13 protein-coding genes are annotated in these 15,492 nt (G+C 58.0%); 5 read left to right on the top strand and 8 right to left on the bottom strand.

Annotated elements, in window-relative coordinates; all coding sequences use genetic code 11:
* Positions 1-51 precede the first annotated feature (51 nt).
* Positions 52-1,542, top strand: coding sequence for a guanosine-5'-triphosphate,3'-diphosphate diphosphatase (gene gppA, locus GQR96_RS00655; protein ID WP_023319439.1), 1,491 nt, complete (start codon positions 52-54; stop codon positions 1,540-1,542).
* 51 nt (positions 1,543-1,593) lie between these two features.
* Here gppA and rep read toward each other — a convergent pair whose 3' ends face one another.
* Positions 1,594-3,618, bottom strand: coding sequence for a DNA helicase Rep (gene rep, locus GQR96_RS00650; protein WP_004886858.1), 2,025 nt, complete (start codon positions 3,616-3,618; stop codon positions 1,594-1,596).
* A gap of 112 nt (positions 3,619-3,730) precedes the next feature.
* Here rep and ppiC (GQR96_RS00645) point away from each other — a divergent pair, with 112 nt between their 5' ends.
* Together ppiC (GQR96_RS00645) and ppiC (GQR96_RS00640) are read left to right on the top strand one after the other, a co-directional pair.
* Positions 3,731-4,012 (top strand): peptidylprolyl isomerase PpiC, encoded by a 282-nt coding sequence (gene ppiC / locus GQR96_RS00645; RefSeq protein ID WP_004886860.1) that lies wholly within the window; start codon positions 3,731-3,733, stop codon positions 4,010-4,012.
* 50 nt (positions 4,013-4,062) lie between these two features.
* Positions 4,063-4,344, top strand: coding sequence for a peptidylprolyl isomerase PpiC (gene ppiC / locus GQR96_RS00640; RefSeq protein ID WP_004886861.1), 282 nt, complete (start codon positions 4,063-4,065; stop codon positions 4,342-4,344).
* Positions 4,345-4,546: 202 nt separating this feature from the next.
* On the opposite strand, the gene ilvC is transcribed toward ppiC (GQR96_RS00640), so the two are convergent.
* Positions 4,547-6,022, bottom strand: a complete 1,476-nt coding sequence (gene ilvC, locus GQR96_RS00635) for a ketol-acid reductoisomerase (RefSeq protein WP_002883178.1) — start codon at positions 6,020-6,022, stop codon at positions 4,547-4,549.
* A 152-nt stretch (positions 6,023-6,174) separates the two neighbouring features.
* Here ilvC and ilvY point away from each other — a divergent pair, with 152 nt between their 5' ends.
* On the top strand, positions 6,175-7,065 hold the full coding sequence (gene ilvY / locus GQR96_RS00630) for an HTH-type transcriptional activator IlvY (protein WP_002883176.1): 891 nt from the start codon (positions 6,175-6,177) through the stop codon (positions 7,063-7,065).
* Here the strand turns inward: ilvY and ilvA are convergent.
* The 6 genes from ilvA to ilvL all read right to left on the bottom strand — a co-directional run bounded on the left by ilvA (position 7,062) and on the right by ilvL (position 13,605).
* Positions 7,062-8,606 carry a threonine ammonia-lyase, biosynthetic gene (gene ilvA, locus GQR96_RS00625; RefSeq protein WP_002883174.1) on the bottom strand — a complete coding sequence of 515 codons (1,545 nt, stop codon included), beginning with the start codon at positions 8,604-8,606 and terminating at the stop codon, positions 7,062-7,064. The two genes, ilvY and ilvA, sit on opposite strands and share 4 nt — an antisense overlap.
* Positions 8,607-8,608: 2 nt before the next feature.
* Entirely contained in the window at positions 8,609-10,459 is a 1,851-nt protein-coding gene (gene ilvD, locus GQR96_RS00620) for a dihydroxy-acid dehydratase (protein WP_002883173.1), read from the bottom strand.
* 60 nt (positions 10,460-10,519) lie between these two features.
* Positions 10,520-11,449 (bottom strand): branched-chain-amino-acid transaminase, encoded by a 930-nt coding sequence (ilvE, locus tag GQR96_RS00615; RefSeq protein WP_002883171.1) that lies wholly within the window; start codon positions 11,447-11,449, stop codon positions 10,520-10,522.
* A gap of 16 nt (positions 11,450-11,465) precedes the next feature.
* Positions 11,466-11,723: an acetolactate synthase 2 small subunit gene (gene ilvM, locus GQR96_RS00610; protein WP_004886870.1), complete on the bottom strand. Its 258-nt coding sequence runs from the start codon at positions 11,721-11,723 to the stop codon at positions 11,466-11,468.
* A complete protein-coding gene (ilvG, locus tag GQR96_RS00605; protein WP_023319437.1) occupies positions 11,720-13,366 on the bottom strand; it encodes an acetolactate synthase 2 catalytic subunit in 1,647 nt (548 codons plus the stop codon). The genes ilvM and ilvG overlap by 4 nt, the downstream gene beginning before the upstream one ends.
* 140 nt (positions 13,367-13,506) lie before the next feature.
* Positions 13,507-13,605 carry an ilv operon leader peptide gene (gene ilvL / locus GQR96_RS00600; protein ID WP_001311244.1) on the bottom strand — a complete coding sequence of 33 codons (99 nt, stop codon included), beginning with the start codon at positions 13,603-13,605 and terminating at the stop codon, positions 13,507-13,509.
* 354 nt (positions 13,606-13,959) lie between these two features.
* Here ilvL and GQR96_RS00595 point away from each other — a divergent pair, with 354 nt between their 5' ends.
* Positions 13,960-15,480, top strand: coding sequence for a YifB family Mg chelatase-like AAA ATPase (locus GQR96_RS00595; RefSeq protein WP_023319436.1), 1,521 nt, complete (start codon positions 13,960-13,962; stop codon positions 15,478-15,480).
* Positions 15,481-15,492 lie beyond the last annotated feature (12 nt).

Raw genomic sequence — 15,492 nt, 5'->3', positions numbered from 1 at the left:
GTTACACGGATTGGGCACAAGCGCCCCGTCGACCAGGGAGCCTTCTGAACGATGAAGAGCATGAGCTCCACCTCGCTGTATGCCGCCATTGATTTGGGCTCCAACAGTTTCCATATGTTGGTGGTGCGCGAGGTGGCTGGCAGTATCCAGACGCTGAGCCGCATTAAGCGCAAAGTCCGTCTTGCCGCCGGCCTGAATAGCGACAACACGCTCTCCGCAGAAGCGATGGAGCGCGGCTGGCAGTGCTTACGCCTGTTTGCCGAACGCCTGCAGGATATTCCGCCGGCGCAAATCCGCGTCGTGGCCACCGCCACGCTGCGTCTTGCCGTCAATGCCGGCGAATTTCTGGCGAAAGCGCAGGAGATCCTCGGCAGTCCGGTACAGGTCATTAGTGGCGAAGAAGAAGCGCGTCTGATTTATCAGGGGGTCGCCCACACCACCGGCGGCGCCGATCAGCGTCTGGTGGTCGATATCGGCGGCGCCAGCACCGAACTGGTGACCGGAACCGGCGCGCAAACGACCTCGCTATTTAGCCTGTCGATGGGCTGTGTGACCTGGCTTGAACGCTATTTCGCCGATCGCAGCCTGACGAAAGAAAATTTCGATCTTGCCGAGGCGGCCGCGCGTGAGGTGCTGCTGCCCGTCGCCGATGTGCTGCGCTATCACGGATGGAAAGTGTGCGTTGGCGCCTCCGGCACCGTTCAGGCTCTGCAAGAAATTATGATGGCGCAGGGGATGGATGAGCGGATCACCCTGACCAAACTCCAGCAGCTTAAACAGCGCGCCATTCAGTGCGGACGCCTGGAAGAGCTGGAGATCGAAGGCTTAACCCTTGAGCGAGCGCTGGTGTTTCCAAGCGGGCTGGCGATCCTTATCGCTATCTTCAGCGAACTGAATATTCAGTGTATGACCCTCGCGGGCGGCGCGTTACGTGAAGGTCTGGTGTACGGCATGCTGCATCTCTCCGTTGAACAGGACATCCGCAGCCGCACTCTGCGTAATATTCAGCGTCGTTTTATGATCGACACCGAACAGGCCCAGCGCGTCGCTGGTCTCGCCAGCCACCTGCTCAGCCAGCTGGACGGCAGCTGGGAGCTGGATCCGCTAAGCCGCGACTTGCTCCTCAGCGCCTGTGCATTGCATGAAATTGGCCTGAGCGTGGATTTTAAGCGCGCGCCGCAGCACGCGGCCTATCTGGTCAATAATCTCGACCTGCCCGGCTTTACCCCGGCGCAGAAGAAGCTGATTGCGACGCTGCTGCTTAACCAGACTAACGCCATCGACCTCTCATCGCTTCATCAGCAGAATGCCGTTCCGCCGCGAGTTGCCGAACATCTTTGTCGCCTGCTGCGACTGGCGATCCTCTTTGCCAGCCGGCGGCGTGACGATTTGCTGCCCGCCATCAATCTTGTGGCCGATGATGAAAAACTGTCCCTGACGCTGCCGGAAAACTGGCTGGATAATCACCCGCTTGGGGCTGAGCTGATCGAACAGGAATGCCAGTGGCAGAGCTATGTGCACTGGGTGCTTGAGGTGAAGTAATACGCTGAACATTGCCGGGCGGCGGCTTCGCCTTACCCGGCCAGCTTATCGCTATCCTTTCTCTTTAGCTTTTGCCAGCATGGCGCGAATGTTCGCCACGTTAGCCTGTCCTTTATGCATTCGCTCTTCAGCGGTAATCACTTTGCGCGCCTGCTCCCAAATCAGATCGTCCTGGGGTAGCTCCAGCAGAAAACGGCTCGGTTCCGGGCGCACCACCTCACCATACTGCCGGCGCTCCTTACAGAGCGTAAAGGTCAGCTCTTTCTGCGCGCGGGTGATGCCCACGTAGGCTAACCGGCGCTCTTCATCGACATTATCTTCATCAATGCTGCTCTGGTGCGGGAGCAATCCCTCTTCCATTCCCACCAGGTAAACATACGGGAACTCCAGCCCTTTTGAGGCATGAAGGGTCATCAGCTGCACCTGATCCAGCTCTTCATCCGATTCACCGCGCTCCATCATGTCGCGCAGCGTAAAGCGGGTGACCACCTGCGTCAGGGTCATTGGCTCATCGATTTCGCTGCCTTCCAGCATCTCGGTCATCCAGGTGAACAGCTGGTTGACGTTTTTCATGCGCATTTCTGCGGCCTTCGGGCTGGGCGAGGTTTCATACAGCCAGGATTCGTAGTCAATTCCGCGGATTAAGTCGCGCACGGCGTTGACCGGCTCGCGTTCGGCCAGCTGCTGGATCTCACGCAGCCAGTGGGTGAAGCGGGTGAGTGATTCATACCCGCGCCCGGTCAGCGTCTGGCTGAGACCCATATCAAAGCTGGCGGTGAACAATCCTTTGTTGCGGCCCATCGCCCACTCACCGAGCTTTTGCAGCGTCGCCGGGCCGATCTCGCGCTTCGGTGTATTCACGATACGCAGGAAGGCGCTGTCGTCGTCCGGGTTGGTAAGCACGCGCAGATAGGCCAGCAGATCTTTAATTTCCGGGCGCGAGAAGAACGACGTGCCGCCGGAGATTTTGTACGGGATGCGGTTCTGCATCAGCATCTTTTCAAAGACCCGCGACTGGTGATTGCCGCGATAAAGGATCGCGTAGTCTTTGTAATTGGTTTTATTGATGAAGTGGTGGGCGATCAGCTCCCCGGCCACGCGCTCCGCTTCATGATCTTCATTGTTGGCGGAGAGCACTTTCAGCTCAGCGCCATATCCCAGCTCAGAGAACAGCCGCTTTTCAAAAACGTGCGGGTTATTGGCGATCAGAATGTTAGCGGCTTTCAGAATACGCCCGGATGAGCGGTAGTTCTGCTCAAGCTTAATCACCTGCAGCGCCGGAAAATCCTGGCTGAGCAGCACCAGGTTCTGCGGCCGCGCGCCGCGCCACGAGTAGATCGACTGGTCATCGTCGCCTACCACGGTAAAACGCGCCCGCTGGCCCACCAGCAGCTTCACCAGCTCATACTGGCTGGTGTTGGTATCCTGATACTCATCCACCAGCAGGTAGCGGATCTTATTCTGCCAGCGTTCGCGCACCTCCTCGTTGCGCTGCAGCAGCAGCGTCGGCAGCAGGATCAGATCGTCAAAATCGAGGACATTGCAGGCCTTCATATGCGCATCGTACAGCCCATAGCAGTGGGCGAAGATGCGATCCCGTTCGCCTTTCGCACCCGCGGCGGCCTGCGCCGGGGTTTTCAGATCGTTTTTCCAGTTGGAGATCGTCGAGATCAACTGCTGGAGCACCACTTTGTCATCTTCGATCAACCCTTCGGTCAGCTCTTTGAGCAGCGCCACCTGGTCAGTATCGTCGAATAAGGAGAAGTTAGACTTCATGCCCAGCGCGGCGTATTCCCGCTTGATGATATCCAGCCCCAGAGTGTGGAAGGTGGAGATCATCAGCCCACGCGCCTCTTTGCGCCCCAGCGTTTGCCCAACGCGCTCTTTCATCTCGCGCGCGGCTTTGTTGGTAAAGGTCACGGCCGCGATATGGCGCGCCTGATAGCCGCAGCCGCGGATCAGGTGGGCGATTTTATTGGTGATCACGCGGGTCTTACCGGAGCCGGCGCCCGCCAGCACCAGGCAAGGTCCGGTTACAAATTCGACGGCTTGTTGTTGGCCAGGGTTTAAACGCATGGGAGTCTTGCTCAATCTTCGAACGGGGTGGCGATTGTAGCAGAAAGCGGAGCCGAGATTTACCGACTGATGGTAAAGTGAAGAAATCGCGATTAACCCGTAGAGCAGAACCATGAAAAAGACCGCAGCAGCCCTGCATATCCTGGTCAAAGAAGAGAAACTGGCCCAGGAGATCCTTGCCAAACTGGAACGCGGCATCAGCTTCGATCATCTGGCAAAGCGCTATTCGAAATGCCCGTCCGGGCGTAACGGCGGCGATCTGGGGGAGTTTCAGCAAGGCGCGATGGTCGGCCCATTCGATCAGGCGGTCTTTAGCTGCCCACTTCTCAAGCCCTACGGTCCGGTAAAAACCAAATTTGGCTACCATATCATTAAGGTGCTTTATCGCCGCTGACGCGTGGTATATTGCGCCCCGATTTATCTCAACCTATTCAAGGCACGATCATGGCAAAAACAGCAGCAGCACTGCATATTCTTGTTAAAGAAGAGAAACTGGCTCTGGATCTTCTGGAGCAGATTAAAAACGGCGCCGACTTCGGTAAGCTGGCGAAGAAGCACTCCATTTGCCCATCAGGCAAACGCGGCGGTGATTTAGGTGAGTTCCGCCAGGGCCAGATGGTGCCGGCGTTCGATAAAGTGGTTTTCTCCTGCCCGGTGCTGGAGCCAACCGGCCCGCTGCATACCCAGTTCGGCTACCACATCATCAAAGTGCTGTACCGGAAATAATAAAAAACCCGGGGATCTTAATCTCCGGGTTTTTGCCTGATGGCGCTTCGCTTATCAGGCCTATTAAACAAATCCATTCCTCTATGGATTTCGGCTTGCCGGAAGGCGGCAAGGAAGTACATCCCCGTGAACATAGATTACTATGTGACTGGGGTGTACGTACCGTAGCCAACGCATCGGCAAGTCGAAAGACGACGAGGAATTAGCCGGCTACCGCGATACGTTTCATATCGGTCATATAACCGCGCAGTTTCTTACCAACCTGCTCAATAGCGTGGCTGCGAATGGCTTCGTTAACATCACGCAGCTGAGCGTTGTCTACCGCGCCTTCGGCAATCGCCGTACCCAGGTCGCCAGTCTGCAGGGTGGTCATGAACTCTTTCAGCAGCGGTACGCAAGCGTAAGAGAACAGGTAGTTACCATATTCAGCGGTATCAGAGATAACCACGTTCATCTCGTACAGACGCTTACGGGCAATAGTATTGGCGATCAGCGGCAGCTCGTGCAGTGATTCGTAGTACGCGGACTCTTCGATGATGCCGGAGGCCACCATGGTTTCGAAGGCCAGCTCAACGCCCGCTTTCACCATCGCGATCATCAGAACGCCTTTATCGAAGTACTCCTGCTCGCCGATTTTACCTTCATACTGCGGCGCGGTTTCGAACGCGGTTTTACCGGTCTCTTCACGCCAGGTCAGCAGTTTCTTATCGTCGTTCGCCCAGTCCGCCATCATACCGGAGGAGAATTCGCCGGAAATGATGTCGTCCATGTGTTTCTGGAACAGCGGCGCCATAATCTCTTTCAGCTGCTCGGAGAGCGCATAAGCGCGCAGTTTCGCCGGGTTAGAGAGGCGATCCATCATCAGGGTGATGCCGCCCTGCTTCAGCGCTTCGGTGATGGTTTCCCAGCCGAACTGAATCAGTTTTTCTGCATACGCCGGATCGGTACCTTCCGCCACCAGCTTGTCGAAGCACAGCAGAGAACCCGCCTGCAGCATGCCGCAGAGGATGGTCTGCTCGCCCATCAGGTCAGATTTCACTTCGGCAACGAAGGAAGATTCCAGCACGCCCGCACGATGGCCGCCGGTCGCCGCCGCCCATGCTTTCGCAATGGCCATGCCTTCGCCTTTCGGGTCGTTTTCCGGATGTACCGCGATAAGCGTCGGTACGCCGAAACCGCGTTTGTACTCTTCACGCACTTCGGTACCCGGGCACTTCGGCGCCACCATCACCACGGTGATGTCTTTACGGATCTGCTCGCCCACTTCCACGATGTTGAAACCGTGGGAGTAGCCCAGCGCCGCGCCGTCTTTCATCAGCGGCTGTACGGAGCGCACAACGTCAGAGTGCTGTTTGTCCGGAGTCAGGTTAACCACCAGGTCCGCCTGCGGGATCAGCTCTTCATAAGTGCCGACTTTGAAGCCGTTTTCGGTCGCTTTACGCCAGGAGGCGCGCTTCTCGGCGATCGCTTCTTTGCGCAGCGCATAGGAGATATCCAGGCCGGAGTCACGCATGTTCAGACCCTGGTTCAGGCCCTGCGCGCCGCAGCCGACGATGACCACTTTTTTACCCTGAAGGTAGCTTGCGCCATCGGCGAATTCGTCGCGCGCCATAAAGCGGCATTTGCCCAGCTGTGCCAGCTGCTGGCGCAGGTTCAGTGTATTAAAGTAGTTAGCCATGTCTGTAACTCCGTGATGTTGTGTCGTGCTTATTGTTCGGTTCGCTTTTGCGAGAATGAACTTACTATATGACAGGAATTTTATTGCGGAAATTGATATATTCACAACGTCACGTTGCATTTTATGAAATACAAAACCGGGGAGAACGCGCCGTGGATTTACGCGATCTGAAAACCTTTCTGCATCTGGCGGAAAGCCGCCATTTTGGCCGCAGCGCGCGGGCCATGCACGTCAGCCCGTCGACGCTTTCGCGCCAGATCCAGCGTCTGGAAGAGGACCTCGGCCAGCCGCTGTTCGTGCGAGATAATCGCACGGTGACCCTTACCGAAGCCGGGGAAGAGTTACGTACCTTTGCCCAACAGACTTTACTGCAGTATCAGCAGCTTCGTCACGTCATCGATCAGCAGGGCCCTTCGCTCTCCGGCGAGCTGCACATCTTCTGCTCCGTCACCGCCGCCTATAGCCATCTGCCGCCGATCCTCGACCGCTTTCGCGCCGCGCACCCCTCGGTGGAGATCAAGCTGTCGACCGGCGACGCCGCCGACGCTATGGAGAAGGTGGTCACCGGCGAAGCCGACCTGGCGATTGCCGGTAAGCCGGAGACTCTGCCAGGGTCGGTGGCGTTTTCGATGCTGGAGAACCTCGCCGTGGTGTTAATTGCACCGGCCCTTCCCTGCCCGGTGCGCAACCAGGTGACCGTCGAGCGCCCCGACTGGTCGACAGTGCCCTTTATCATGGCCGACCAGGGGCCGGTACGTCGGCGCATCGAGCTGTGGTTTCGGCGGCATAAAATCAGCAATCCGTCGATCTACGCCACCGTCGGCGGGCACGAAGCGATGGTGTCGATGGTCGCCCTGGGATGCGGCGTGGCGCTGCTGCCGGAGGTGGTGCTGGAGAACAGTCCGGAGCCGGTACGCAACAGGGTGATGATCCTGGAGCGCAGCGATGAGCAAACGCCGTTTGAGCTGGGCGTTTGCGCACAAAAAAAGCGGCTGCATGAGCCGCTTATTGATGCTTTCTGGAAAATTCTTCCCAACCACTAACCCGCGAGGAAAAAGCGGAATGCCGGGTTATGCGTTTCGTCGTGGCACTCATAGCCCAGCTCATTGAGACGAGTTTCAAAGTCCGGCTCGTGCTCGCCCAGCTCGAAGGCCGCCAAAACCCGACCATAGTCGGTGCCGTGGCTACGGTAGTGGAACAGCGAAATATTCCAGTGGGTGCCGAGGGTGTGCAGGAACTTCAGCAGCGCCCCCGGCGATTCCGGAAACTCGAAGCTGAACAGCCGCTCCTGCAGCGCTTTGGACGGTCGGCCGCCGACCATATAGCGCACATGGAGCTTGGCCATTTCATCATCGGAAAGGTCAACGACGCTGTAGCCGCCATCGTTCAGTAACTGGAGGATCTCTTTCCGCTCCTCCAGCCCACGACTCAGACGTACCCCCACAAAAATACAGGCGTCTTTGGCATCGGCAAAGCGGTAGTTGAACTCCGTCACCGAGCGGCCCCCCAGCAGCTGGCAAAACTTCAGAAAGCTGCCCTTCTCTTCCGGGATCGTCACCGCCAGCAGCGCTTCGCGCTGTTCCCCGAGCTCGCAGCGCTCAGACACGTAGCGCAGACCGTGGAAGTTGACGTTGGCCCCGGACAGGATGTGAGCCAGTCGCTCACCGCGAATATTGTGCTGAGCGATATATTTCTTCATCCCCGCCAGCGCCAGCGCGCCGGAAGGCTCTGCCACCGCCCGCACATCTTCGAACAGATCCTTCATCGCCGCGCAAATAGCGTCGCTGTCGACGGTGATGATGTCGTCCAGATACTCCTGGCACAGACGGAAGGTTTCATCGCCGATGCGTTTGACCGCCACGCCTTCGGCAAACAAGCCGACGCGCGGCAGGTCCACCGGATGACCGGCGTCCAGCGCCGCCTTCAGGCAGGCCGAATCTTCCGCTTCCACCGCGATCACTTTGATCTGCGGCATCAGCTGCTTGATCAGCACCGCCACGCCTGCCGCCAGGCCGCCGCCGCCCACCGGGACGAACACGCGGTCGATGTGGGCATCCTGCTGCAGCAGCTCCAGCGCCAGGGTTCCCTGACCGGCGATGACCATCGGGTGATCGAACGGCGGCACCCAGGTAAAGCCCTGCTGCTGCGCCAGCTCAATCGCCCTCGCCTTCGCTTCGTCAAAGTTGGCGCCATGCAGCAGCACTTCGCCGCCAAAGCCGCGAACGGCATCCACTTTGATGTCGGCGGTCGCTACCGGCATCACGATCAGCGCCTTAACGCCCAGCCTCGATGCGGAGAACGCCACTCCCTGGGCATGATTGCCCGCCGAGGCGGTGATCACCCCGTGGGATTTCTGTTCCGCGGTCAGGCTGGACATCATCGCGTAGGCGCCGCGCAGCTTAAAGCTGTGTACCGGTTGGCGATCTTCGCGCTTCACCAGAATAACGTTATCCAGGCGAGAAGAGAGTTTGTCCATTTTTTGCAGCGGCGTTTTCTGCACCGCTTCATAAACCGGCGCGCGCAGCACTGCTCTCAGGTATTCGGCGCCCTCAGGGGCGCCGGACAGGGGTTGTGAATCCGCCATGATTAGCCACCCAGTTTCGATTTATCGCGAACCGCGCCTTTGTCGGCGCTGGTCGCCAGGCTGGCGTAGGCGCGAAGGGCAAAGGAGACCTGACGCTGGCGATTTTTCGGCGTCCACGCCTGGTCGCCACGCGCTTCCTGGGCTTCACGACGCGCCGCAATTTCCGCATCGCTCAGCTGCAGCTGAATGCTGCGGTTCGGAATATCAATCGCGATCATGTCGCCATCTTCAATGAGCGCGATGTTGCCGCCGCTCGCCGCTTCCGGTGAGACGTGACCGATAGAGAGCCCTGAGGTGCCGCCCGAGAAACGGCCATCGGTGATCAGCGCGCAGGCTTTGCCCAGCCCCATCGACTTCAGGAAGCTGGTGGGGTAAAGCATCTCCTGCATCCCCGGCCCGCCTTTCGGCCCTTCGTAGCGGATCACCACGACGTCGCCTTCAACGACTTTACCGCCGAGGATGGCCTCAACCGCATCGTCCTGGCTCTCATACACTTTCGCCGGACCGGTAAATTTCAGGATGCTGTCGTCCACGCCGGCGGTTTTCACGATACAGCCGTTTTCCGCGAAATTGCCGTACAGCACCGCCAGGCCGCCGTCCTTGCTGTAAGCATGTTCCAGAGAACGGATACAGCCTTCGGCGCGATCGTCATCCAGCGTATCCCAGCGGCAGTCTTGCGAGAACGCCTGGGTGGTACGGATGCCCGCCGGCCCGGCGCGGAACATTTTTTTCACCGCGTCGTCCTGGGTCACCATCACATCGTACTGTTCCAGGGTCTGCGGCAGCGTCAGGCCGAGAACGTTTTTGACCTCGCGATTCAACAGCCCGGCGCGGTCCAGCTCGCCCAGAATGCCCAGCACGCCGCCGGCGCGATGCACATCTTCCATATGGTATTTCTGCGTGCTCGGCGCCACCTTACACAGCTGCGGCACTTTGCGGGAAAGCTTATCGATATCGCTCATGGTGAAGTCGATTTCAGCTTCCTGCGCCGCCGCCAGCAGGTGCAGAACGGTGTTGGTGGAACCGCCCATGGCGATATCCAGCGTCATGGCGTTCTCAAAGGCCGCCTTGCTGGCGATATTGCGCGGCAGCGCGGAAGCGTCATCCTGCTCGTAATAGCGTTTGGTCAGCTCAACGATACGTTTCCCGGCGTTAAGGAACAGCTCCTTACGATCGGCGTGGGTCGCCAGCAGAGAGCCGTTACCCGGCTGCGACAGACCCAGCGCTTCGGTCAGGCAGTTCATGGAGTTGGCGGTGAACATCCCGGAACAGGAGCCGCAGGTCGGACAGGCGGACCGTTCCACCTGATTACTCTGCTCGTCGGACACTTTCGGATCCGCCCCCTGGATCATCGCATCCACCAGGTCGAGCTTGATGATTTTATCTGACAGCTTGGTTTTCCCGGCTTCCATTGGGCCGCCGGACACAAAGATCACCGGAATGTTCAGGCGCAGGGAAGCCATCAGCATCCCCGGGGTGATTTTGTCGCAGTTGGAGATACAGACCATCGCATCCGCACAATGGGCGTTAACCATGTACTCCACCGAGTCGGCGATCAGCTCGCGGGATGGCAGTGAATAGAGCATACCCCCGTGGCCCATGGCGATCCCATCATCCACTGCGATGGTGTTGAATTCTTTGGCCACGCCACCGGCGGCTTCAATCTGCTCGGCAACCAGTTTGCCGAGGTCGCGCAGGTGCACGTGCCCAGGAACAAACTGGGTAAAGGAGTTAACGACGGCGATAATCGGTTTGCCGAAATCGGCATCGGTCATCCCGGTTGCGCGCCACAACGCGCGGGCGCCCGCCATATTGCGGCCATGTGTGGTGGTGGCGGAACGGTACTTAGGCATGCTCTTTTTACTCCCATCTGTGTTTATTAAATGGGACGGTGCGTGCCGTCCCATTTTTAATTACTTACTTACCGGATCCAACCAGCCCCATTTATCTTCTGTTTCACCGGTGAAGAGGCCAAAGAAGGCTTCCTGAATGCGTTTGGTGACCGGACCGCGACGACCTGCGCCGACCTGGATACCATCCACGCTGCGTACCGGGGTGATTTCCGCCGCGGTGCCGGACATGAAGACTTCATCCGCCAGGTACAGGGATTCACGGGACAATACCTGCTCGCGGACTTCAATACCGAGATCTTTCGCCAGCTTGATGATGGCGTCGCGGGTAATGCCCGGCAGCGCGGAAGAGGTAAACGGCGGGGTGAACAGCACGCCGTCCTTCACTTCAAACAGGTTTTCCCCTGCGCCTTCGGAGATATAGCCGTTAACGTCGAGGGCAATACCTTCCTGATAGCCATGGCGACGCGCTTCGCTGCCAACCAGCAGCGAGGAGAGATAGTTGCCGCCGGCTTTCGCCGCCGTCGGTATGGTGTTCGGCGCCGCGCGGTTCCAGGAAGAGACCATGGCATCGATCCCCTGCTCCAGCGCTTCTGCGCCGAGGTAGGCTCCCCACGGGAACGCCGCGATGATCACGTCAGTGTTGTAACCCGGAGGCGGGTTTACCCCCATGCCGACATCGCCAACAAACACCAGCGGGCGGATATAAGCGCTGGTCAGATTATTAGTGCGAATGACTTCGCGGCAGGCTTCCATCAGTTCGTCGACGCTCTGGGAGACCGGGAAACGATAAATTTTGGCTGAGTCATGCAGACGCTGCATATGTTCGCGATGACGGAACACCACCGGGCCTTTGTGCGAGTCGTAGCAACGGATGCCTTCGAATACCGAGGTGCCATAGTGCAGCGCATGGGACATCACATGAACTTTCGCTTCGCCCCACGGAACCATCTCGCCATTGAACCAGATGTAATCAGCTTTTTTCGTCGTCATTTTTCTTCCTTTGCGCTCAGGCGCGGATTTGTTGTGATGTGGGTTGCTGGATCTCGACGCAGGCAACGTCGACCAGTTTACTTAATTGACTAAACAGTAATTCGACGGGCCGCGGGCTGGCAACGGTCAATTCGATATTTATGTTCTGTGCGTCCGCTGCGGTTTCCATGTTCATTGCGCAGATTTGAAAACCACGGTGACGGACAACGCGCAGCACGCGCTCTAAGGTTTCCGGGTTGAAACGTGCCTGTAAAGCGACCTGATGTTGCATCATGATAATTTCTCCAGCATTTCAGAGTTACTGGCGCCGGGCGGCACCAACGGCCAGACATTCTCAAGTTCGTCGATTGAGACATGAAGCAGGTATGGCCCCTGGCTCGAAAGCATGGTGTCGAGTGCCGCTTCAACCTGGTCTTTACGGGTGATGTGTTGGCCAGGAATACCGAAGGCGCTGGCCAGCGTGAGGAAATCAGGGTTATCAGTCAGAGTGGTTTCGCTATAACGTTCCTGGAAAAACAGCTGCTGCCATTGTCGAACCATCCCTAACCGCTGGTTGTCGAGTAATACGATCTTCAGCGGTAACTGCTTGCGTTTTACGGTGCCCAGCTCCTGCACATTCATCATGAAGGAGCCGTCACCAGAGATACAGATCACCGTATCGTTAGGGCGCGCCACCTGGGCGCCAACGGCGGCCGGCAGGCCAAAGCCCATGGTGCCTAAGCCGCTGGAGGTAATGAAGTTTTCCGGGCGGCTATAGGTCATATGCTGAGCCGACCACATCTGATGCTGGCCTACGTCGGTTGTCACCACGCTGTCCGCCGGCTTGCGGTCGGAAAGCTGTTTCAGCAGCAGCGGCGCGTAGATAGCCTCACCGGGATGATCGTAACGCCAGGCGTGGTCGGCACGCAGTGCGGCACTCCGCTCGCGCCAGCCATCGATCGCTAACGGCTGCTGCAGCGCCGGCAGCAAGCGGTTCAGATCGCCGGTCAGACCAATGTGCGCCTGGCGCAGCTTGTTCAGCTCCGCCGGATCGATGTCCATATGGATCACTTTGGCATGCGGCGCGAAGGTGTTGAGCTTGCCGGTCACGCGATCGTCAAAGCGCGCGCCGACGGCAATCAGCAGATCGCACTCCTGTACCGCCAGATTGGCCGCCTTGGTGCCGTGCATTCCCAGCATGCCGAGATAATACGGGTAATCGGCGTCCACCACGCCCAGCCCTTTCAGGGTGCAGGTCGCCGGCATCCGGGTCACTGCGAGGAATTCGCGCAGCGCCGGTACCGCCTGCGCCATGCCGACCCCGCCGCCAACATACAGCATCGGTTGCTGCGATTGAGCCAGCATCTGCAGAGCCTGAGCCACTTCCGCCTGCGGGAATGCCATCTCATCGGCGACCATAGAGAAATGGGGATCGAGATCGCCCTGCGCCATCTGAATATCCTTAGGGATATCAACCAGCACCGGGCCTGGACGGCCTGAGTTTGCCACCTGGAAAGCTTCAGCAATGACCCGCGGCAGCTCGTCCAGAGACTGCACGAGGAAACTGTGCTTAGTACAGGCCAGTGACAAACCGAGAACGTCTACCTCCTGGAACGCATCCGTGCCGATGAAGGGTGCGGCCACCTGGCCGGTGATAGCGACAATGGGGATGGAGTCAAGCAAAGCGTCCGCCAGGCCGGTGATCAGGTTGGTTGCGCCCGGGCCGGAAGTCGCGATACATACCCCGGTTTTACCGGTTGCTCGCGCATAACCAATGGCCGCCATGGCTGCCCCTTGCTCATGCCGGCACAGCAGGTGCTCCACGCCGCCGTCATACAGTGCATCGTAAACCGGCATAATTGCGCCACCCGGATAGCCAAAAACGGTGTCGACCCCCTGTGTCCGCAAAGCATGTACCACCCACTGCGCGCCATTCATAGTTAGTTCCCCGCCATAAATCGGGAGAAACAGAATTTTATGCTAAAAGTCATCATCTGCTCCTCGCTTAGGTTATTTCAGTTATAAAAAAACCCCCGGACCTTTCGGTGCGGGGGTCTTAGTTCGTTAAGGCTTGATTATTAAGCCTTTCCTCGTCCAAGTGCAGCCCCGCACGGTGGGATAATAATCACCACCACGCTAATCACGACCAGGCTAATCACTCGTAGAAGGGCTGTCATTTTCTGTACTTTCTGGCTTCTTGTTCGAAGGAATACCTAAAGAGGTACCACAGACATCACATAAAACACAAGATTTTTTTATATCTCTGTTGCTGAGCAGCCTAACAGTTTCAGCAAAAATAATTGTTTTATATGAAAAAATTCGAAGATGAAAAAAACTCAGTTTTCTCTCGCCTGCCGCGCTCTTTTGCGCCCTCCTTCCCAACGCCGCTCTGTTTTGCGAGCGAACTTCCAGTTTCGGCTAAATGTAACAATATGGCGCGAAAAGTATGGATTTATGGTCCTAACTTCTGACTATTACCGATCCCGTTTTAACACAGGTCAGCCATAATCCTGCCTGGTCCAGGAGGTTTTATGTCGCTCGCCATCGTCTATACCCGCGCGGCGCTCGGTATCGAAGCGCCATTGATTACTGTCGAGGTTCATCTCAGCAACGGTCTGCCCGGTCTGACTATGGTCGGACTGCCGGAGACCACCGTGAAAGAGGCCCGTGACCGGGTTCGCAGCGCCCTGATCAACAGCGGCTACGCTTTCCCTGCGAAGAAAATAACCATTAACCTGGCGCCAGCGGATCTGCCTAAAGAGGGCGGGCGATACGATCTACCTATCGCTCTCGCGCTTCTCGTTGCCTCAGAGCAGCTCAACACGACGCGACTGAATCAATATGAGTTTGTGGGCGAACTCGCCCTCACAGGTGGGTTACGCGGCGTTCCAGGGGCGATCCCCAGCGCAATGGAAGCCATCAAAGCCGGCCGGCGCATCGTCGTCTCCTCTGATAATGCGGCTGAGGTCGGCCTGATCGGCGGCAGCGATTGCCTGGTCGCCGACCATCTGCAGGAGGTGTGTGCTTTTCTCGCGGGGCAGACATCGCTTTCGCCGCCTCTCGCCGAGGCACCCACCGTTGATGAACGCGGCGAAGATCTGCGCGATGTTATCGGCCAGCAGCAGGGCAAGCGAGCGCTGGAGATTGTGGCCGCCGGGGGTCACAACCTGCTCCTGATCGGCCCACCCGGCACCGGGAAAACCATGCTTGCCAGCCGGCTACCCGGTCTCCTGCCGCCATTAAGCAATCAGGAAGCCCTGGAGAGCACGGCCATTCAGAGCCTGGTCAATCTGCATACCGCGAAGACCCGGTGGCGTCAGAGGCCGTTTCGCGCACCTCATCATAGCGCTTCGCTGGCAGCGATGGTGGGCGGCGGCTCGATACCGGTCCCCGGTGAGATTTCCCTGGCCCATAATGGCGTGCTGTTTCTTGATGAGCTGCCGGAGTTTGAGCGGCGTGTACTGGATGCGCTGCGCGAACCCATTGAGTCAGGCAAGATCCATATATCACGCTCGCGCGCCAAAATTGACTATCCGGCGCGCTTTCAGCTTATCGCGGCAATGAACCCAAGCCCGACAGGGCATTATCAGGGCAAACATAATCGTACATCGCCTGAGCAGACATTACGTTATCTGGGACGTCTGTCAGGCCCCTTCCTTGACCGCTTCGATCTCTCCTTAGAGATCCCGCTGCCGCCGCCAGGGATACTGAGCCAGGGCACGCAGGGCGAAGAGTCTAGCGCAACGGTCCGACAACGGGTGCTGGCGGCGCGCGAACGGCAAATGCTCAGACAAAATAAGCTCAATGCCCACCTTGAGAATCGTGAAATGAAGAGCTGCTGCCACTTACGGCGGGAGGACGCTGTCTGGCTGGAACAGACGCTAACGCAGCTGGGGCTCTCTATACGAGCCTGGCAGCGTCTGTTAAAGGTGGCGAGAACCATTGCCGATCTGGCAGAGGCTGAAGAGATTGAACGCCGTCATTTGCAGGAGGCGCTCAGCTATCGGGCGATAGACCGGATGCTAAACCATCTGCAGAAAATGATGGCGTAAAAAAAGGGCTTA

This window comes from Klebsiella sp. PCX, from assembly GCF_021869705.1.
Classification (GTDB): Bacteria; Pseudomonadota; Gammaproteobacteria; order Enterobacterales; family Enterobacteriaceae; genus Klebsiella; species Klebsiella quasipneumoniae.
Note: the sequence above shows the minus strand (reverse complement) of the source record. Positions and strands in the feature narration are given on the sequence as shown.

Bases quoted from the DNA above. Each gene is read 5' to 3' on its own strand.
- ilvA (WP_002883174.1), bottom strand. From the start codon at position 8,606: ATGGCGGATTCACAACCCCTGTCCGGCGCCCCTGAGGGCGCCGAATAC.
- ilvC (WP_002883178.1), bottom strand. From the start codon at position 6,022: ATGGCTAACTACTTTAATACACTGAACCTGCGCCAGCAGCTGGCACAG.
- ilvG (WP_023319437.1), bottom strand. From the start codon at position 13,366: ATGAATGGCGCGCAGTGGGTGGTACATGCTTTGCGGACACAGGGGGTC.
- ilvL (WP_001311244.1), bottom strand. From the start codon at position 13,605: ATGACAGCCCTTCTACGAGTGATTAGCCTGGTCGTGATTAGCGTGGTG.
- ilvE (WP_002883171.1), bottom strand. From the start codon at position 11,449: ATGACGACGAAAAAAGCTGATTACATCTGGTTCAATGGCGAGATGGTT.
- ilvM (WP_004886870.1), bottom strand. From the start codon at position 11,723: ATGATGCAACATCAGGTCGCTTTACAGGCACGTTTCAACCCGGAAACC.
- gppA (WP_023319439.1), top strand. From the start codon at position 52: ATGAAGAGCATGAGCTCCACCTCGCTGTATGCCGCCATTGATTTGGGC.
- rep (WP_004886858.1), bottom strand. From the start codon at position 3,618: ATGCGTTTAAACCCTGGCCAACAACAAGCCGTCGAATTTGTAACCGGA.
- ilvD (WP_002883173.1), bottom strand. From the start codon at position 10,459: ATGCCTAAGTACCGTTCCGCCACCACCACACATGGCCGCAATATGGCG.
- ppiC (WP_004886860.1), top strand. From the start codon at position 3,731: ATGAAAAAGACCGCAGCAGCCCTGCATATCCTGGTCAAAGAAGAGAAA.
- GQR96_RS00595 (WP_023319436.1), top strand. From the start codon at position 13,960: ATGTCGCTCGCCATCGTCTATACCCGCGCGGCGCTCGGTATCGAAGCG.
- ppiC (WP_004886861.1), top strand. From the start codon at position 4,063: ATGGCAAAAACAGCAGCAGCACTGCATATTCTTGTTAAAGAAGAGAAA.